The following is an 18,192-nucleotide window of genomic DNA, read 5'->3' as shown; positions in this document are numbered from 1 at the left end:
CAGCAGGTCAAATGTGATTCGTGCTTATTCGTTTTCTAGCTCGATGTCGATACCAAGAGAACGGATTTCTTTCACCAATACGTTGAAGGATTCAGGCATGCCTGGTTCCATGCGGTGATCACCATCTACGATGTTTTTATACATCTTAGTACGGCCGTTCACGTCGTCCGACTTAACAGTCAACATTTCTTGAAGCGTGTAGGCAGCACCGTATGCTTCTAGTGCCCATACCTCCATCTCACCGAAACGCTGACCACCGAATTGCGCTTTACCACCCAACGGCTGTTGAGTAACCAAGCTGTACGAGCCAGTAGAACGAGCGTGCATCTTATCATCTACCAAGTGGTTCAACTTCAGCATGTACATGTAACCAACAGTTACAGGACGTTCGAAGGCATCACCAGTACGGCCGTTGAAAAGTTTGATTTGACCACTCTCGTTGATGCCAGCAAGGCGAAGCATACGCTTAATCTCCGCTTCTTTAGCACCATCAAAAGCACCAGACGCCATCGGCACACCTTTTTTAAGGTTCGCCGCTAGCACAAGAATCTCTTCATCAGAGAAGCTGTCTAGGTCTTCTGAACGAGCTGGGCGCAAATCGCCTTCATAGCCGTTATAGATTTCGTTTAGGAAAACACGAAGTTCTTTAACAGTTTCAGCTTTTTCACGCTCAATTTTGAGCATTTCGTCGATCTTGCGACCCAAGCCTTTCGCTGCTGCACCCAAGTGAGTTTCCAGTACCTGACCTACGTTCATACGAGATGGTACACCCAACGGGTTTAGTACGATGTCAACTGGATCACCGTTTTCGTCATACGGCATATCTTCAACAGGCATAATCTTAGAGATAACACCCTTGTTACCATGACGACCGGCCATTTTATCACCTGGCTGGATACGGCGTTTAATCGCTACGTAAACTTTAACGATCTTCAACACACCTGGTGCCAAATCGTCGCCTGTTTGCAGTTTACGTTTTTTATCTTCGAATTTCGCATCAAGCTCTTTACGACGCTCAATCAAAGCCGCTTGCGCTTTCTCAAGCTGTTCACTGGCTTCTTCATTCGCTACGCGGATCTTAAACCACTCAGGGTGATCAAGATCAGCTAAGTAGTCTTCAGTGATCAAAGCATTGCGAGCAAGGCCAGGACCACCTTCAGCTTGTTGACCAATCAACGCTTCAGCTAGACGCTCAAACGTTGCTTTTTCAACGATACGGAATTCTTCATTTAGATCTTTACGCACTTCATCCAATTGAGATTTCTCAATCGACTTAGCACGATCATCTTTTTCGATGCCATCACGTGTAAAGACCTGTACGTCGATAACAGTACCACGCGTACCTGTTTTTACACGTTGTGAGGTATCTTTCACGTCTGATGCTTTCTCACCGAAGATCGCACGCAAAAGTTTTTCCTCTGGTGTAAGCTGTGTTTCGCCTTTAGGCGTCACTTTACCAACTAGAATATCACCAGGTTCTACTTCTGCACCGATGTAAACCACACCTGAACTGTCCAGTTTCGACAGAGCACCCTCACCTACGTTCGGGATATCAGAGGTAATTTCTTCAGGCCCAAGCTTCGTATCACGAGCCACACACGTTAGCTCTTGGATATGAATCGAAGTGAAACGATCTTCTTCTACTACGCGCTCAGATACTAGGATCGAGTCCTCGAAGTTGTAACCATTCCAAGGCATGAACGCGATTCGCATGTTTTGACCAAGGGCAAGATCACCCATGTCGACAGACGGACCGTCGGCCATGATGTCACCACGTGATACTTTGTCGCCTTTCAGCACCAAAGTACGCTGGTTAATACATGTGTTTTGGTTCGAACGAACGTATTTCGTTAGGTTGTAGATGTCTACACCCGCTTCGCCAGCCTCTGTCTCTTCAGAGTTCACACGAACGACGATGCGGCTTGCATCAACAGACTCGATTTCACCACCGCGACGGGCAACGATACAAACACCAGAGTCTTTCGCTACGTTTTTCTCCATACCAGTACCGACCACTGGTTTCTCAGCGATTAGCGTTGGTACAGCCTGACGTTGCATGTTCGATCCCATCAAGGCACGGTTAGCGTCATCGTGCTCTAGGAATGGAATCAATGATGCCGCAACGGATACAACCTGACGTGGCGACACGTCCATTAGATTCACTTTTTCTTTTGGAATCAGAGTCGTTTCATGCATGTGACGAACCTGAACCAGTTCATCCACCAAACGACCTTCTTCATCTACGTTCACAGATGCCTGTGCAATAACGTATTTCGCTTCATCGATCGCCGAAACGTAAACCGTTTCGTCAGTCATTTTACCATCAACCACTTTACGGTAAGGCGTTTCTAGGAAGCCGTAGCTATTAGTACGCGCGTAAGTAGATAGCGAGTTGATCAGACCGATGTTTGGACCTTCCGGTGTTTCGATTGGACACACACGACCGTAGTGCGTTGCGTGTACGTCTCGAACCTCGAAGCCAGCACGCTCACGGGTTAGACCGCCGGGGCCTAATGCCGAAACACGACGTTTGTGAGTCACTTCCGAAAGCGGGTTGTTTTGGTCCATGAACTGTGACAATTGGCTTGAACCGAAGAACTCTTTGATCGCTGCCGCAACCGGCTTCGCATTCAAAAGATCTTGTGGCATTAAACCATCCGCTTCTGCCATAGACAGACGCTCTTTAACGGCACGCTCTACACGTACTAAACCAACACGGAATTGGTTCTCGGCCATTTCGCCGACAGAACGGATACGACGGTTACCAAGGTGGTCAATATCATCGACCATACCGTTACCGTTACGGATATCTAGCAATGTCTTAAGAACATCAGTGATGTCATTATTGTCTAGGATACCTAGACCTTCATCTTCATCACGACCTAAACGACGATTGAACTTCATACGACCAACACCAGAAAGATCGTAACGATCTTCTGAGAAGAACAGGCCTTGGAACAAGGACTCTGCAGATTCTTTGGTTGGTGGCTCGCCAGGACGCATCATACGGTAGATTTCTACCAATGCCTCTAGCTGGTTATTTGTAGGATCGATACGTAAGGTATCAGAAATAAACGGCCCGTGATCAAGATCATTCGAGTAAAGAACCTGAATTTCTTTGATGCCAGCAGCAACCAGTGCCTCTAGCAGATCAACAGACATTTCTGTGTTCGCTTCAGCAATCAACTCACCCGTGCTTGGATGCACAAGGTTTTTAGCTGTCACTTTACCCAACAGGTACTCAAGAGGAACTGAGAGACGCTCAAGACCTACTTTTTCCATCTGACGGATATGTTTAGCCGTAATACGACGACCTTCTTCAACGATCAACTCGCCGTTTTGATCAGCGATGTTAAACTGAGCTGTTTCACCACGTAAGCGGCTTGCAATCAGCTCCATTTCAACGCCATCACGGCTTAAATAGAAACCTGTTGTATCGAAGAAAGTATCGAGAATTTGTTCAGTATCAAACCCTAATGCACGCAACAAAATCGTTACAGGCAGTTTACGACGGCGGTCGATACGAACGAACACGCAGTCTTTTGGATCAAACTCGAAGTCCAACCAAGAACCACGGTAAGGAATCACACGAGCAGAATGTAGAAGTTTACCTGATGAATGCGTCTTGCCACGGTCATGGTCGAAGAACACACCAGGTGAACGGTGTAATTGAGAAACAATAACACGCTCAGTACCATTGATAACAAAGGTACCGTTTTCTGTCATGAGTGGAATTTCACCCATGTATACTTCTTGCTCACGAATGTCTTTGATTGCCTTGTTCGCAGACTCTTTATCATAAATGATAAGGCGCACACGAACACGTAAAGGAGCGGCATACGTAACACCACGCAACTGACACTCTTTTACATCAAATACTGGCTTGCCCAAACGGTAATCGACGTATTCTAGCGCCGCATTGCCGGAAAAGCTGACCATTGGAAAGACAGATTTAAAGGCCCCATGCAGACCCAGTTCCCCACGCTCTGCAGGATTTTTACCTTCCTGCAAGAAGTTACGGTAGGATTCAAGCTGAATTGCCAGCAAGTATGGCACATCCAAAACGGGCGGCAGTTTACCGAAATCCTTACGGATACGTTTTTTCTCAGTATATGAGTAAGCCATCAGCATTCCCCAGCTTGTGCACATTGACGCAAAAGGCCTCTTAATCAGGCCTACCGAAATCGAGAGATTTATCTCTCAATATAATAATAAATATTTAATCGGGTTTTAGAAACCCAAAAAGGCCGGTGGCAAAATACCACCAGCCGATCCGACTAGATGTCGAACTTTTGAGAAACAAGCAACATTATTACTTGATTTCGACAGAAGCACCTGCTTCTTCAAGAGCTTTCTTAAGCTCTTCAGCTTCTTCTTTAGAAGCGCCTTCTTTAACAGTTGCTGGAGCGCCGTCAACCATTGCTTTCGCTTCTTTAAGGCCTAGACCAGTTGCGCCACGTACAGCTTTGATAACGTTAACTTTCTTATCACCAGCACCAGTAAGAACTACGTCGAACTCAGTTTGTTCTTCAGCAGCCGCGCCAGCATCGCCAGCAGGACCTGCAGCTGCAGCAACAGCTGCAGTTACGCCGAATTTTTCTTCCATTGCTTCGATCAGTTCAACAACGTCCATTACAGACATTTCTGCTACTGCATTGATGATATCTTCTTTAGTTAGAGCCATGACTCAGATTTCCTAACATTTTGTAGTTGCCTGTAGGGCAACAAAAACCAATTGAATTCAAGTAAGTGCGTTTCAGTATTACGCTGCTTCTTGTTCTTTCTGATCGCGAATCGCCGCAAGAGTACGCGCAAGTTTGCTTGTCGCACCTTGAATAACGCTCATTAGTTTCGCGATTGCTTCGTCGTATGTTGGCAATGTTGCCAAACGATCGATGTCGCCAGCTGGGATCAACTCACCGTTGAACGCCAATGCTTTCACTTCAAATTTGTCGTTCTCTTTCGCAAAAGTTTTCAACAAACGAGCCGCCGCACCTGGGTGCTCGTTAGAAAATGCGATAAGAGTTGGACCAACGAAGCTTTCTGTCAAGCATTCGAAGTCAGTGCCTTCAACTGCGCGGCGAGCCAGTGTGTTACGTACTACACGTACATAAACACCCGCTTCGCGTGCTTGTTTGCGAAGAGCAGTCATGTCAGTCACGGTTACACCGCGAGAGTCAGCTACTACAGCAGACAAGGCGCCTTTAGCAACTTCGCTAACTTCGGCGACAATGGCTTTTTTGTCTTCTAGACCTAATGCCACTGGTTTTCTCCTGGATTAGCAGGGCTACGCCCCAAATTTACCAACTCTCCGAAAGAAACCTTTCGGAGTACTTACTGGTGATTTGGATCCAGTTTATGTTCTGAATCGGGCCACACCATCTGCGCAGGACAAGTGCTTCTCAACACTATAATTAAATCATCGACTCCTGCGGTCTTTGACGGCCTATACACAAGGTACAGACCCCAAAGCTCTGACTTAGAAGCTTAACGCACCTAAATCAATTTGTAGACCAGGTCCCATTGTAGAGGACAAAGTCACTTTCTTCATGTAGATACCTTTTGAAGACGCTGGTTTAGCACGACGCAAGTCAGCTAGAAGCGCTTCAAGGTTACCTAGGATAGCATCTGCAGCGAAGTCGATAGAGCCAACGCCAGCGTGGATGATACCATTTTTGTCAGTACGGTAACGTGCTTGACCTGCTTTTGCATTTTTAACTGCAGTCGCAACATCAGGTGTTACAGTACCCACTTTAGGGTTTGGCATAAGACCACGAGGACCAAGAATCTGACCTAGTTGACCAACGATACGCATCGCATCTGGAGAAGCGATTACAACATCAAAGTCTAGGTTGCCAGCTTTAACTTGTTCAGCAAGGTCTTCAAAACCAACGACATCTGCACCCGCTTCTTTAGCGGCATCAGCGTTTGCACCTTGAGCGAATACAGCAACGCGAACGTCTTTACCTGTACCGTTAGGAAGCACTGTAGAACCACGAACAACCTGATCAGATTTACGTGGGTCAACGCCAAGATTTACAGATACGTCAACAGACTCTTTGAACTTAACAGTAGAAAGTTCAGACAGAAGAGACATTGCTTCTTCTACAGAGTACAGTTTTGTTGCGTCTACTTTTTCAGCGATCAAGCGAGCGCGTTTAGTTAGCTTAGCCATTAGTTCACACCTTCAACGTCTAGACCCATTGCACGTGCACTACCTGCGATAGTACGTACGGCAGCATCCATGTCAGAAGCAGTCAAATCCGCTTGCTTCGCAACAACAATCTCTTCTAGTTGAGCACGAGTAACCGTACCAACTTTCTGAGTGTTTGGACGTGGAGAACCACTCTTCAAACCCGCTGCTTTTTTAAGCAAAACAGAAGCCGGAGTAGATTTCGTTTCAAATGTGAAGCTACGGTCACTGTATACAGTGATGATAACTGGTGTAGGAAGACCCGCTTCAACGCCTTGTGTTTTCGCGTTGAATGCTTTGCAGAATTCCATGATGTTCACACCGTGTTGACCTAGTGCAGGACCAACTGGTGGACTTGGGTTCGCTTGACCCGCTTTAACTTGTAGCTTGATATAAGCTTGGACTTTCTTAGCCATTTTTTACTCCAGATGGGTCACAGCCCGAAGGCTACCCGATTAGTGCTATCAGGTTTTCTCAACCTGACTAAATTCCAAATCAACCGGTGTCGAGCGCCCAAAAATAAGCACCGCCACTTTGATTCGGCTTTTATCGTAGTCAACCTCTTCAACCACACCATTAAAGTCAGCAAATGGACCTTCGTTAACACGAACCACTTCACCCACTTCAAACAATGTTTTCGGACGAGGTTTATCCACACCCTCATTGACTCGCTGCAGAATCGCATCTGCTTCACGATCAGTGATAGGGGATGGCTTGTCCGCTGTACCGCCAATAAAGCCAAGCACACGCGTTGTACCTTTGACTAGATGCCAAGAGTCATCATTCATATCCATTTGGACCAACACATAGCCCGGATAGAACTTACGTTCACTCTTACGCTTCTTGCCATCGCGAATCTCAACTACTTCCTCTGTCGGAACCAGGATATCGCCAAAATAATCTTCCATACCCATAATGCCAACACGCTCATTGAGCGAGCGCATTACGTGCTTTTCATAACCTGAGTACGCTTGTACCACATACCATCGTTTCGCCACGAGCAACTCCTAACCTATTACTGCGGAAACGATCCAACCAAGGAGCGAATCAACTCCCCACAGTACGAGAGACATAAAAATAACAACCGCCAAAACGATCAACGTTGTTTGAACCGTTTCCTGTCTCGTTGGCCATACAACACGACGAATTTCGGTCTTCGCCTCTTTCGCTAATTTCGCAAAAGAACGCCCTTTAGCCGTATTCAGCGCAACAAAGCCAGCAATACCAGCTAGAACCAAAACAGCAATCAAGCGATACAGCAATGACTCAGCAGAAAAATAATTGTTCCCAACGACCGCCACAGCAGTAAGAAGGACAACAATCGCCCACTTAAAAACGTCTCCGCGAGACTCTTGAGTTTCAGCACTCGAACTCATACTTCAGGTGATCCCTAGCTAAGAAATTGGATACGAAATATGGCAGGCCAAGAGGGACTCGAACCCCCAACAGCCGGTTTTGGAAACCGGTGCTCTACCAATTGAACTATTGGCCTACATTCGTATGGGCGGAGAATTATACCGACTCACTTAGATTTAGCAAGCAGTATTGCCCAAAAAACAGACAATAAAATTGGCAACTATAAATCTGCCAGTTTTAGCATTGAGAAATGCTGGAGCTCATGAGCAGATTTGAACTGCCGACCTCACCCTTACCAAGGGTGTGCTCTACCAACTGAGCTACATGAGCATAAGCTGGAGCGGGTAGCGGGAATCGAACCCGCCTCTTCAGCTTGGAAGGCTGAGGTAATAGCCACTATACCATACCCGCGAATTAATGGTGGAGGGAGGTGGATTCGAACCACCGAAACTTTCGTGGCAGATTTACAATCTGCTCCCTTTGGCCACTCGGGAACCCCTCCACGATTTCCAAAGCATTGGTAACAACGCCTCAAAAGGTGGGAGCCATTATATGAATCAGATTTTCAATTGCAAGCACTAGCAAGGATTTTTTTCTATTTTTATTAACAGCTTGGATAAATCCAATGTTTGTAAGAAATTTCGCCATGCCTGCTCTGTTATCGGTTGATCCAACAGTAATTCATAGAGCTTTACACTCCGCTGATGTGGATACACGTTTACGGGCATCCCTGAGCGCTCTGAAATCGACTCCTGCGCCTGCTCTGCCCGCTCCTGAGAAGAAAACAAACCTAATGAAATTCGATTTTTCATGTCGCCACGAGAAATGATATAGCTGTCTATACGCTTTAATTTTAGTCGAGCAACTATATCCTGTGCCTGGGCTGTTGTTGCAGGCGCTGATATATAAAGCCAAAATTTATCTCGCTTACCCGTCGCTTCTTGCTGAGTAAATGCTATTTTTGCTTCGTTGAAAGCCTCAGTTACTAATCGGCGATCTGCATCACGCTCTAATACCACAACTGGGCAGAGCAGGTTTTCTGTCTCAACGACTGTCGCAGCGTCATTTTTCAACATATTATTTACAGCCTGCCCTACCTCATTCGCTACGCTTTCAGCCGTCGACGCAGGCGCATTCGAATACACATTTGTGCTCATGGCAACATTACTATCAGGCAGTTCTTCTCCAATTAAATATATTTTCTCACTCACTGGTGGGGCATATACAGGCGCTTTCTCTATTTTGGTATCAGCCGCAGAAAAGCCCAACCATGCAACAAGCCCAGCGTTAGCGAGAATCATCAGCAAAAATAACCATTTCATTTATTTAGCACCCTTCAATCGAGCATCCAATACAAACTTGGCACCTTTCGCCACAAGATGCTCATCTAACACATAATCAATCGCTAAACGGTTCATTAGTGCTTGGCTTCCCCCACCGGTCGCCAACCATTTCGCCTGCCCATGCCTCTCATATAATCGCTGAATAAACCCTAAAGCCATCTCTAAACAGCCTGCCGATACGGCATCCGCCGTGCTACTAGGAACCCCTTCTTCTAAAGAGACTTCCGCGGCATCATAGCGTATCTTAGCAGTTTGACTGACTAGGCTTGACTCCATCAACGCTAACCCTGGAACAATATAGCCACCTAGATGAACCCCCTCGTCGCTTACGAAGTCTGCTTTTATCGCTGTTCCAGCATCTATAACAACCACTGGTCCACCATAGACATGATAGGCCGCGATTGCAGCCAACCATCGATCCACCCCTAATCGTTGTGGCTCCGCATAAGAATTAATCACACCACATGCCTCTGATTCGGCCTGAATGCTATGCATCGCTGCTTCAGGATAAGATCGGCGCAAGAGCGAAGTAAGTACGGCATCATGTTCAGCAGAACGCACGCTCGCGAGCACAATGTTTTGAGGTGAGCCGATGCGATCTGTACTCGGTAACTCTTGCGCCCATTTATCCGTTATTCTATCCCCTTTAAAGAGGGTCCACTTAACTCGGGTATTACCGGCATCAACGATCAGCGTACTATTGTTTGCGCACACTAATTTCCCCTCCATGAAGAAGCTCGACCCCTTCATTGGTTTCTAGCTTTAGCGCTCCATTCTCATCAACTCCTCGGGCGATCCCGACTTGCTGACGCACACCGCTATAAACAGTCACAGGCTGATTGTAAAGTATATCTAATGCTTGCCATTGCGAATGATAGTGCTCTAGGCCTTTGCCTTTCTCAAAAACTTCACACATTTCCACTAAGCCTTGAGTAATTTGAGCAATAATGTCATTACGATCCGGCGTATAAGACAAACGTGACGTTAGGTCTGTCCAAGGCTGATCCACTCTCTTTTGCTGCTCTGTTGTCGATTCAACGTTTAAGCCAATACCTATAATGACACGACATACATCTTGATCTGCAACCAACTCCAGCAAAATACCGCATATTTTATGACCATCTACGTGAATATCATTGGGCCACTTCAAACCAGGGTTAGATACCCCCAAGCGTCGCAACACCTGAGCAATAACCACCCCAACCGCCAAACTCAGCCCTTCAACGACACTTGGGCCTTGCTCAAACTTCCACGCGAATGACATGGTTATGTTTTTCGCCACTCCGCTTTCCCAAACACGACCACGTCGCCCTTTACCTTGCGTTTGATGCTCTGTCACTACCAACGCAGGCAACCGAGCCCCCAACGCCACTTTCTGTTTTAATACATCATTCGTTGATGGTGTTTCAAAAGGAATGTCGATTGCAACACTTGGATCAACGCCTGCGCTTCGCAAACGCGCCTCTTCTAACAATATGATCGGCTCAGGAATGCGATAACCTCTTCCTTTGACAGAATGGACCGTAATACCAAATGTCTCTAGTTTCTTAAGGCGCTTCCAAACGGCTGCCCGAGTGACCCCTAAGGCCTCCCCAAGTTCTTCACCTGAATGAAACTTACTGTCACTCAGCAAGGCTAGAACTTCTCTCATGTAGAGCACTCCGCTTAACTATTCTTACAATTCACGTGTTTTCGACACAAAGACGGATACACGTTCCATTAAATCATCAAAATATGGGTTCCAAGACAGCCTTGCTGCGACGTCACTCAGTGAAGACAGTTGATCTGATCGCTCGCCAAACCAATTATGCTCAGCTTCACGACACTCTTGATAACGACTTTCTTCACCTAGGTACCACGAGCAAATACGGTATTCACCCTGCTCACCGTAATACGGATTATCAGGCGCCCCATGCACTGCCATATGAGCCAGCCCAAAGATACGTTGTTCGGGCAAGTCGGTATTAATGATCTCCACCTGTTCATCAAAGGCCGCTTGCTGATTCGCGCTGTAGAGCACCATTTCACTGTATGGGTGATCTTTGAATGACGTATTAAAAACCTCTAGAGTCACTGACGAGTCAACTGTTGCATCTTCTTCAGATAGAGCCAAAAACACAGGCACTTTGGCTGGTGCATCCACTACAATCTGTCGCACTTCTTTCGCTAATTTATAGGCTTCTGCAATCGCTGGGACAGGGATTGATGCATACTTTGCATAGTCATCTGACTCATGATGATCTAGCCAATTAATAAAAGGAGAAAGCAACGGTGCAAGCCAATCAATACTGCTGTTGATCTTGAATAAAGGGGAAAACAAAACGACGCCTTCAACGACAGAAGGATTATTCCATGCATACTCTGTCACCAGCGCACCACCGGTTGAAAAGCCCGCCAGATAGACAACATCAACCTGTTGAGAAAACTGCTCTGTCGCATTGGCTACCGCTTGACGCCAATCATCGCGTGTGACGTTAATAAGGTCTTCCGCTTTAGTACCGTGCCCAGGTAGTATCATCACTCGAGTATAAAAGCAGCTATCCGACAGCGCTTGGGCGGAGTCTCTTAAAGCAAAAGGAGAGTCAGAAAGACCATGAAACATAAGGACACCAATTTTCGGCCCCGAGCAAGACTTATCAGGAAAACGCTCATAGGGCAGCACGGCCTCTACCTCCATAGCACCTTTATTTGCGTCTACCCAAGCCTTACGGTCAGTGATGAAATGACTAAGGCGTTCACGGTATTCCACAAAAGGCTCGTCCTTCAATTGCACCCACTCATTAGCAGAAATACAACACGATATACTGGCAAGTAGAAAAGTCATTACAAATCGATGCAGGCGCATTGTTCTATCCCATTGAGCATTTAAACGAAACGCTTATCATAGCGGATATAAAACAAATCACTAGCATCAGGCAACGAATTTGAACAGTTCAATCGACCCAAGGCCCGTTGAAGCTCTATGGTTTCCGCTTGTTAAGAAGTTCTATCAAGCGTATTACCCAAGCGCAAAGCCAAACAAATCAGAGCCAGTATGGGTTATTAAAGATGGAGCGTTAATAAAGTCGGCTGTGCGACTAAAACCGCTAACACACTGTGTACTTCTAACCGGACTCGTCACACACCCCGACTATCGAAATAGAGGTTATGCCGCAGCGCTTTTAGCCGCCCTAAAGCCAACGCTCGAAAAACAAGCCAGTTACTGTTTAAACCAGCCGGAACTTATAGAGTTTTATCAACGCAGCGGCTTTGAACTGATTGGGAACGAAAACATCCTACCCCAAGATCTTTACGGAAGACTGCAACGTTATAGAGCAAAGCAACCTAACCTAGTTGCTATGCGGTTCGTCAGTTAACACTTGAATTAAAAGCGCCCCAAATCATGGGGCGCCTCTAATTACTTTAAATGACCGGCATTATGCAGAGCGCGATCGTCTTTAGCTGGAGGCGTCCATTGATACATCCATGTTTCAGACAGTCTTTGACCATTCGCTTCCAAATATACTTTGATATTAATCGGCTCTTGCGAGTCGTCTAAAGGAACTAAATCGAACATGGCACGGTAACCACCAATGTGCGCTTGAGGGCGGGCAGAGGTAATCTCAACACGCCCACGTGAGGCTTCGATCACAGGCTTCACTTCAGCCGTCTTACCTAGCATATCGAAAATATCACCTTCGAAGTCGATCGCAAAACGCTTGCTATAGTATTCACGCTTCTTACCCACTACGCCACCGATGCCAGTATAAGTGCTCTGCACCGTAGCTTTACCAGATTCAAACGGTGCTTGACTGCCCCAATACATGTTATAGCTGAATAAAAGCTCTTGCCCTGGCTTGATGTCTTGAGCAGGGTTCCAAAATGCAACAATGTTATCGAATGTTTCATCCAGCGTTGGAATCTCGACTAATTGCACCGAGCCCTTGCCCCAATCGCCAATCGGCTCAATCCAGAGACTAGGACGCTTTTCATAAAACACACCATCGTCTAAATAGTGATCAAAGTTGCGATCGCGTTGCATCAAGCCAAATCCTTGAGGATTGTTGTCCATATAGGCATTGAAGCGCAGCTGTTCAGGGTTACCTAATGGCCGCCAAATCCAATCGCCATTGCCGGTCAATAGCTCTAAACCATCAGAGTCGTGAATCTCAGGACGCCAGTCATAGTTTGTACGACGGTCATTTTCACCAATCATGTACATGCTGGTCAGTGGCGCTACCCCTAAACGCTCAATTTTTTTGCGTGGGTACAACGCTGAGTCAACACGCATGGTCAACGGCTCTCCAGCCTTCATATCAAAGCGATATGCACCTGTAATACTCTCAGAATCCATCAACGCGTAAATCGTTATCGTGTCTGAGCCCGGCTGCGGTTTTTCAAACCAAAAATGCGTAAAGACAGGAAACTCCTCAGGCTTATCCATCGCCGTGTTCACCGCTAGACCACGTGCTGACAAACCATACTGCATTTCAGCCCCGACAGCACGGAAGTAGCTCGCCCCTAAAAATGCAACGATATCACGCTCCCAGTCTGTGCCGTACTGCATGCGAAAACCTGCAAAACCTAAGTCTTTTGGTAAGCGATCGCCATTAACGGGGGTTTTACCGTAGTCAAACATGTCTGCATCGTATTCCACCGGATGCGACTTACCGTCCTCAATGACGTTGATTTGAACCGGGGATACAAACCCTTGCCCTAAGTGGAAAAAGCCCGCGCGAAAATCCGTGTCTTCTTGCTGCCATAGACTTTCATCGCGTTTGAAGTGCAATTGCTGGTATTCATCCCAGTCGAGACTAGACAGTACTTCCGGCACCTCACCTTGATGACTCTTATAAGCCTTCTCAGAAAGATTTTTGGCATACCCTTTAAGCCATGCGTAATCAAACTCACTCCCTTCCTCAGGGTTCACTGATGGCGTTACAGCACATGCTGTCACACTTGCCAATGCACTCACAGCCAACAGCGCTTGCATAGCGCTTTTCTTTAGCTGTCCCAGAAACATCCTTTGCTTAAGACTTTGATAAGATGACAAAACGATACCCTTTGAATTCCCATGAAGTAATGAGTACTAATGCTACGAAAAGACGTTTTAGACATATACCTGACTTTAGGTAAAGAAAGTTGAATTAGTCAGCACTAAATTCATAAGAGAAGCAAATGGATATTCGGCCTTTCTGACCGATACCATAAGACGCAGTCTCTTGATGTCACGCGTCGAAGCATGAGACAGGCGCAAGCGGGGCACAAAAGGGATGCGCAATCTAGCTGCGTTGAGGTGTTGAGGTGCGGAAAACCGCAGACACAAAAAAGCCCTGACAGCATCGCTATCAGGGCTTCCTTTGTAGGATGCTTGACGATATCTATGCCCTTGCGGGACTCTCACAGGGGACCATCGGCGATGGTGAGCGCCTGCGGCGTGTTGAGAGCCACTTCTGAGTTCGGGATGGGATCAGGTGGTGCTAATAAGGCGCACGCTTTTGATGTCATGCGCTAACGCGTCGAAGCATGAGACAGACGCAAGCGGGGCACAAAAGGGATGCGCAATCTAGCTGTGTTGAGGTGTTAAGGTGTTAAGGTGTTGAGATGCAGAAAACCGCAGACACAAAAAAGCCCTGACAGCATCGCTATCAGGGCTTCCTTTGTAGGATGCTTGACGTTATCTATTCTTGCTGGACTCCCACACTACCATCGGCGATGGTGAGCGCCTGCGGCGTGTTGAGAGCCACTTATGAGTTCGGGATGGGATCAGGTGGTGCTCTGTTTCTGTTTTTCTGAACACCTTCTCTGACTGATGCCAGAAGGCGCACGCTTTTGATGTCACGCGCTGACGCGTCGAAGTATGAGACAGACGCAAGCGGGGCACAAAAGGGATGCGCAATCTAGCTGTGTTGAGGTGTTAAGGTGTTAAGGTGTTAAGGTGTTAAGGTGTTGAGATGCAGAAAACCGCAGACACAAAAAAGCCCTGACAGCATCGCTATCAGGGCTTCCTTTGTATGATGCTTGACGACGACCTACTCTCACATGGGATCTCCCACACTACCATCGGCGATGGCGCCTTTCACTTCTGAGTTCGGGATGGGATCAGGTGGTTCAACGCCTCTATGATCGTCAAGCAAACGGGTTTGCGATCGTTTTGGGGGGCTTATGTTTGCCTTAGCCAAAACACGCAAGTTCGTGAACTTGAGTCTTTAACAATAAAACTTTTGAAATAGTGATAACCAAGTATCAAACCAGTACCTCCAAGGATGGAGGCAATACTGAAAATTGTCTGGAACAATTTCAGTAGTGTCGTAATCTGTAGTACAGCGAGTATGTTTTCTTCACACTCTCAAAACCATTTTGGTGTTATATGGTCAAGCCTCACGAGCAATTAGTATTGGTTAGCTCAATGCCTCACAGCACTTACACACCCAACCTATCAACGTCCTAGTCTCGAACGGCTCTTTAGGGCACTTTAAGTGCCAGTGAGATCTTATCTTGAAGGAGGCTTCCCGCTTAGATGCTTTCAGCGGTTATCCCGTCCGAACATAGCTACCCGGCAATGCCACTGGCGTGACAACCGGAACACCAGAGGTTCGTTCACTCCGGTCCTCTCGTACTAGGAGCAACTCTTCTCAAATCTCAAACGTCCACGGCAGATAGGGACCGAACTGTCTCACGACGTTCTAAACCCAGCTCGCGTACCACTTTAAATGGCGAACAGCCATACCCTTGGGACCGGCTTCAGCCCCAGGATGTGATGAGCCGACATCGAGGTGCCAAACACCGCCGTCGATGTGAACTCTTGGGCGGTATCAGCCTGTTATCCCCGGAGTACCTTTTATCCGTTGAGCGATGGCCCTTCCATACAGAACCACCGGATCACTAAGACCTACTTTCGTACCTGCTCGACGTGTCTGTCTCGCAGTTAAGCGCGCTTTTGCCTTTACACTCTATGCATGATTTCCGACCATGCTGAGCGCACCTTCGTGCTCCTCCGTTACTCTTTGGGAGGAGACCGCCCCAGTCAAACTACCCACCACACAGTGTCCTCGATCCGGATAACGGATCTGAGTTAGAACCTCAAACATACCAGGGTGGTATTTCAAGATTGGCTCCATGAGAACTGGCGTCCTCACTTCAAAGCCTCCCACCTATCCTACACAAGTAGGTTCAAAGTTCACTGTGAAGCTATAGTAAAGGTTCACGGGGTCTTTCCGTCTAGCCGCGGATACACAGCATCTTCACTGCGATTTCAATTTCACTGAGTCTCGGGTGGAGACAGTGTGGCCATCGTTACGCCATTCGTGCAGGTCGGAACTTACCCGACAAGGAATTTCGCTACCTTAGGACCGTTATAGTTACGGCCGCCGTTTACTTGGGCTTCGATCAAGAGCTTCGCTTGCGCTAACCCCATCAATTAACCTTCAAGCACCGGGCAGGCGTCACACCCTATACGTCCACTTTCGTGTTTGCAGAGTGCTGTGTTTTTAATAAACAGTCGCAGCCACCTGGTATCTTCGACCGACTGATGCTTACGGAGCAAGTCCTTCACATCGGCCGGCGCACCTTCTCCCGAAGTTACGGTGCCATTTTGCCTAGTTCCTTCACCCGAGTTCTCTCAAGCGCCTTGGTATTCTCTACCTGACCACCTGTGTCGGTTTGGGGTACGGTTCGATCATATCTGAAGCTTAGAAGTTTTTCCTGGAAGCATGGCATCAACCACTTCGCCCAAAAGAGGGCTCGTCGTCAGTTCTCAGTCTTAAAGGGACCCGGATTTGCCTAAGTCCCAAACCTACCGCCTTAAACACAGACAACCATCGCTGTGCTGGCCTAGCCTTCTCCGTCTCTCCATCGCAATATGTACGAGTACAGGAATATTAACCTGTTTCCCATCGACTACGCATTTCTGCCTCGCCTTAGGGGCCGACTCACCCTGCCCTGATTAACATGGGACAGGAAACCTTGGTCTTCCGGCGGGGGAGTTTTTCACTCCCCTTATCGTTACTCATGTCAACATTCGCACTTCTGATACCTCCAGCCTGCTTTACAGCTTGACCTTCAACGGCTTACAGAACGCTCCTCTACCATACTAGTAAACTAGTATCCGTAGCTTCGGTGTACAGTTTGAGCCCCGTTATATCTTCCGCGCAGGCCGACTCGACTAGTGAGCTATTACGCTTTCTTTAAAGGATGGCTGCTTCTAAGCCAACCTCCTAGCTGTCTAAGCCTTCCCACATCGTTTCCCACTTAACTGTAACTTTGGGACCTTAGCTGACGGTCTGGGTTGTTTCCCTTTCCACGACGGACGTTAGCACCCGCCGTGTGTCTCCCGCGCTCATACTCATTGGTATTCGGAGTTTGCATGGGGTTGGTAAGTCGGGATGACCCCCTAGCCCAAACAGTGCTCTACCCCCAATGGCAATACGCGAGGCGCTACCTAAATAGCTTTCGAGGAGAACCAGCTATCTCCGAGCTTGATTAGCCTTTCACTCCAATCCACAAGTCATCCCCGGACTTTTCAACGTACGTGGGTTCGGTCCTCCAGTTAGTGTTACCCAACCTTCAACCTGCTCATGGATAGATCGCCCGGTTTCGGGTCTAATGCTAGCAACTGAACGCCCTATTAAGACTCGGTTTCCCTACGCCTCCCCTAAACGGTTAAGCTTGCTACTAACATTAAGTCGTTGACCCATTATACAAAAGGTACGCAGTCACGGAACTAAGTCCGCTCCCACTGCTTGTACGTACACGGTTTCAGGTTCTATTTCACTCCCCTCACTGGGGTTCTTTTCGCCTTTCCCTCACGGTACTGGTTCACTATCGGTCAGTCAGGAGTATTTAGCCTTGGAGGATGGTCCCCCCATATTCAAACAGGATATCACGTGTCCCGTCTTACTCGATTTCATTGAAAAGGCATTTTCGTATACGGGGCTATCACCCACTATGGCGGCCCTTTCCAGAGCCTTCTACTAACACCAATTCAACTTAAGGGCTAATCCCCGTTCGCTCGCCGCTACTAAGGGAATCTCGGTTGATTTCTTTTCCTCCGGGTACTTAGATGTTTCAGTTCCCCGGGTTCGCCTCGTATGGCTATGTATTCACCATACGATACCCGCAAGCGGGTGGGTTTCCCCATTCGGACATGTTCGGATCAAAGCTTGTTTATCAGCTCCCCGAACCTTTTCGCAGATTACCACGTCCTTCATCGCCTCTGACTGCCAAGGCATCCACCGTGCACGCTTGGTCACTTGACCATATAACCCAAAATAGTCTTATCTATTCTGAACTACATACCAACGAGCTTTTGTGTCTCAGTTG

The 18,192-nt window shown here is 47.4% G+C and carries 13 protein-coding genes, 4 tRNA genes and 2 rRNA genes; 1 reads left to right on the top strand and 18 read right to left on the bottom strand.

Annotated features, from left to right (window positions below; genetic code table 11):
* Positions 1–24: 24 nt before the first annotated feature.
* The 15 genes from rpoB to ACPUEK_RS03920 form a co-directional block, all read right to left on the bottom strand.
* Positions 25–4,125 (bottom strand): DNA-directed RNA polymerase subunit beta, encoded by a 4,101-nt coding sequence (gene rpoB, locus ACPUEK_RS03990; RefSeq protein ID WP_067037154.1) that lies wholly within the window; start codon positions 4,123–4,125, stop codon positions 25–27.
* Positions 4,126–4,312: 187 nt separating this feature from the next.
* Positions 4,313–4,684 (bottom strand): 50S ribosomal protein L7/L12, encoded by a 372-nt coding sequence (gene rplL / locus ACPUEK_RS03985; RefSeq protein WP_067037049.1) that lies wholly within the window; start codon positions 4,682–4,684, stop codon positions 4,313–4,315.
* Between the two features lie 78 nt (positions 4,685–4,762).
* Positions 4,763–5,263, bottom strand: coding sequence for a 50S ribosomal protein L10 (gene rplJ, locus ACPUEK_RS03980; protein WP_067037047.1), 501 nt, complete (start codon positions 5,261–5,263; stop codon positions 4,763–4,765).
* A gap of 216 nt (positions 5,264–5,479) precedes the next feature.
* Entirely contained in the window at positions 5,480–6,175 is a 696-nt protein-coding gene (rplA, locus tag ACPUEK_RS03975) for a 50S ribosomal protein L1 (RefSeq protein ID WP_067037046.1), read from the bottom strand.
* The gene (gene rplK / locus ACPUEK_RS03970; protein ID WP_067037044.1) at positions 6,175–6,609 is read right to left on the bottom strand and encodes a 50S ribosomal protein L11; all 435 of its coding nucleotides are present in this window, start codon (positions 6,607–6,609) and stop codon (positions 6,175–6,177) included. Before rplK ends, rplA begins: the two co-directional genes overlap by 1 nt.
* 48 nt (positions 6,610–6,657) lie before the next feature.
* The gene (nusG, locus tag ACPUEK_RS03965) at positions 6,658–7,191 is read right to left on the bottom strand and encodes a transcription termination/antitermination protein NusG (protein ID WP_067037042.1); all 534 of its coding nucleotides are present in this window, start codon (positions 7,189–7,191) and stop codon (positions 6,658–6,660) included.
* A gap of 9 nt (positions 7,192–7,200) precedes the next feature.
* Complete coding sequence (gene secE, locus ACPUEK_RS03960; protein WP_067037040.1) at positions 7,201–7,569, bottom strand: preprotein translocase subunit SecE; 369 nt, start codon at positions 7,567–7,569, stop codon at positions 7,201–7,203.
* Positions 7,570–7,609: 40 nt separating this feature from the next.
* A tRNA-Trp gene (locus ACPUEK_RS03955) sits at positions 7,610–7,685 on the bottom strand.
* Between the two features lie 118 nt (positions 7,686–7,803).
* A tRNA-Thr gene (locus ACPUEK_RS03950) sits at positions 7,804–7,879 on the bottom strand.
* 6 nt (positions 7,880–7,885) lie between these two features.
* Positions 7,886–7,960: transfer RNA gene (locus ACPUEK_RS03945), tRNA-Gly, on the bottom strand.
* A 7-nt stretch (positions 7,961–7,967) separates the two neighbouring features.
* Positions 7,968–8,051, bottom strand: a tRNA-Tyr gene (locus ACPUEK_RS03940).
* Positions 8,052–8,127: 76 nt separating this feature from the next.
* Positions 8,128–8,871: an SPOR domain-containing protein gene (locus tag ACPUEK_RS03935; RefSeq protein WP_067037038.1), complete on the bottom strand. Its 744-nt coding sequence runs from the start codon at positions 8,869–8,871 to the stop codon at positions 8,128–8,130.
* A complete protein-coding gene (locus ACPUEK_RS03930; RefSeq protein ID WP_244502837.1) occupies positions 8,872–9,606 on the bottom strand; it encodes a type III pantothenate kinase in 735 nt (244 codons plus the stop codon).
* Entirely contained in the window at positions 9,590–10,543 is a 954-nt protein-coding gene (locus tag ACPUEK_RS03925; protein ID WP_067223484.1) for a biotin--[acetyl-CoA-carboxylase] ligase, read from the bottom strand. Before ACPUEK_RS03925 ends, ACPUEK_RS03930 begins: the two co-directional genes overlap by 17 nt.
* 24 nt (positions 10,544–10,567) lie before the next feature.
* A complete protein-coding gene (locus tag ACPUEK_RS03920) occupies positions 10,568–11,716 on the bottom strand; it encodes an alpha/beta hydrolase (RefSeq protein ID WP_425642399.1) in 1,149 nt (382 codons plus the stop codon).
* Positions 11,717–11,816: 100 nt separating this feature from the next.
* Here ACPUEK_RS03920 and ACPUEK_RS03915 point away from each other — a divergent pair, with 100 nt between their 5' ends.
* Positions 11,817–12,248: a GNAT family N-acetyltransferase gene (locus ACPUEK_RS03915; protein ID WP_067223491.1), complete on the top strand. Its 432-nt coding sequence runs from the start codon at positions 11,817–11,819 to the stop codon at positions 12,246–12,248.
* 41 nt (positions 12,249–12,289) lie between these two features.
* On the opposite strand, the gene ACPUEK_RS03910 is transcribed toward ACPUEK_RS03915, so the two are convergent.
* From ACPUEK_RS03910 to ACPUEK_RS03900, 3 genes are all read right to left on the bottom strand, one after another.
* Positions 12,290–13,864, bottom strand: coding sequence for a glucan biosynthesis protein (locus ACPUEK_RS03910; protein ID WP_425642397.1), 1,575 nt, complete (start codon positions 13,862–13,864; stop codon positions 12,290–12,292).
* 1,026 nt (positions 13,865–14,890) lie between these two features.
* A 5S ribosomal RNA gene (gene rrf / locus ACPUEK_RS03905) occupies positions 14,891–15,005 on the bottom strand.
* Positions 15,006–15,241: 236 nt separating this feature from the next.
* Positions 15,242–18,128: ribosomal RNA gene (locus tag ACPUEK_RS03900) — 23S ribosomal RNA — on the bottom strand.
* Between the last annotated feature and the right edge of the window lie 64 nt (positions 18,129–18,192).

Origin of the sequence: Marinomonas gallaica, from assembly GCF_049821165.1 — a bacterium.
In the GTDB taxonomy this organism is placed as follows: Bacteria; Pseudomonadota; Gammaproteobacteria; order Pseudomonadales; family Marinomonadaceae; genus Marinomonas; species Marinomonas gallaica.
The sequence above is the reverse complement of the archived record's forward strand: the minus strand, read 5'-3'. Positions and strand labels throughout refer to the sequence as shown.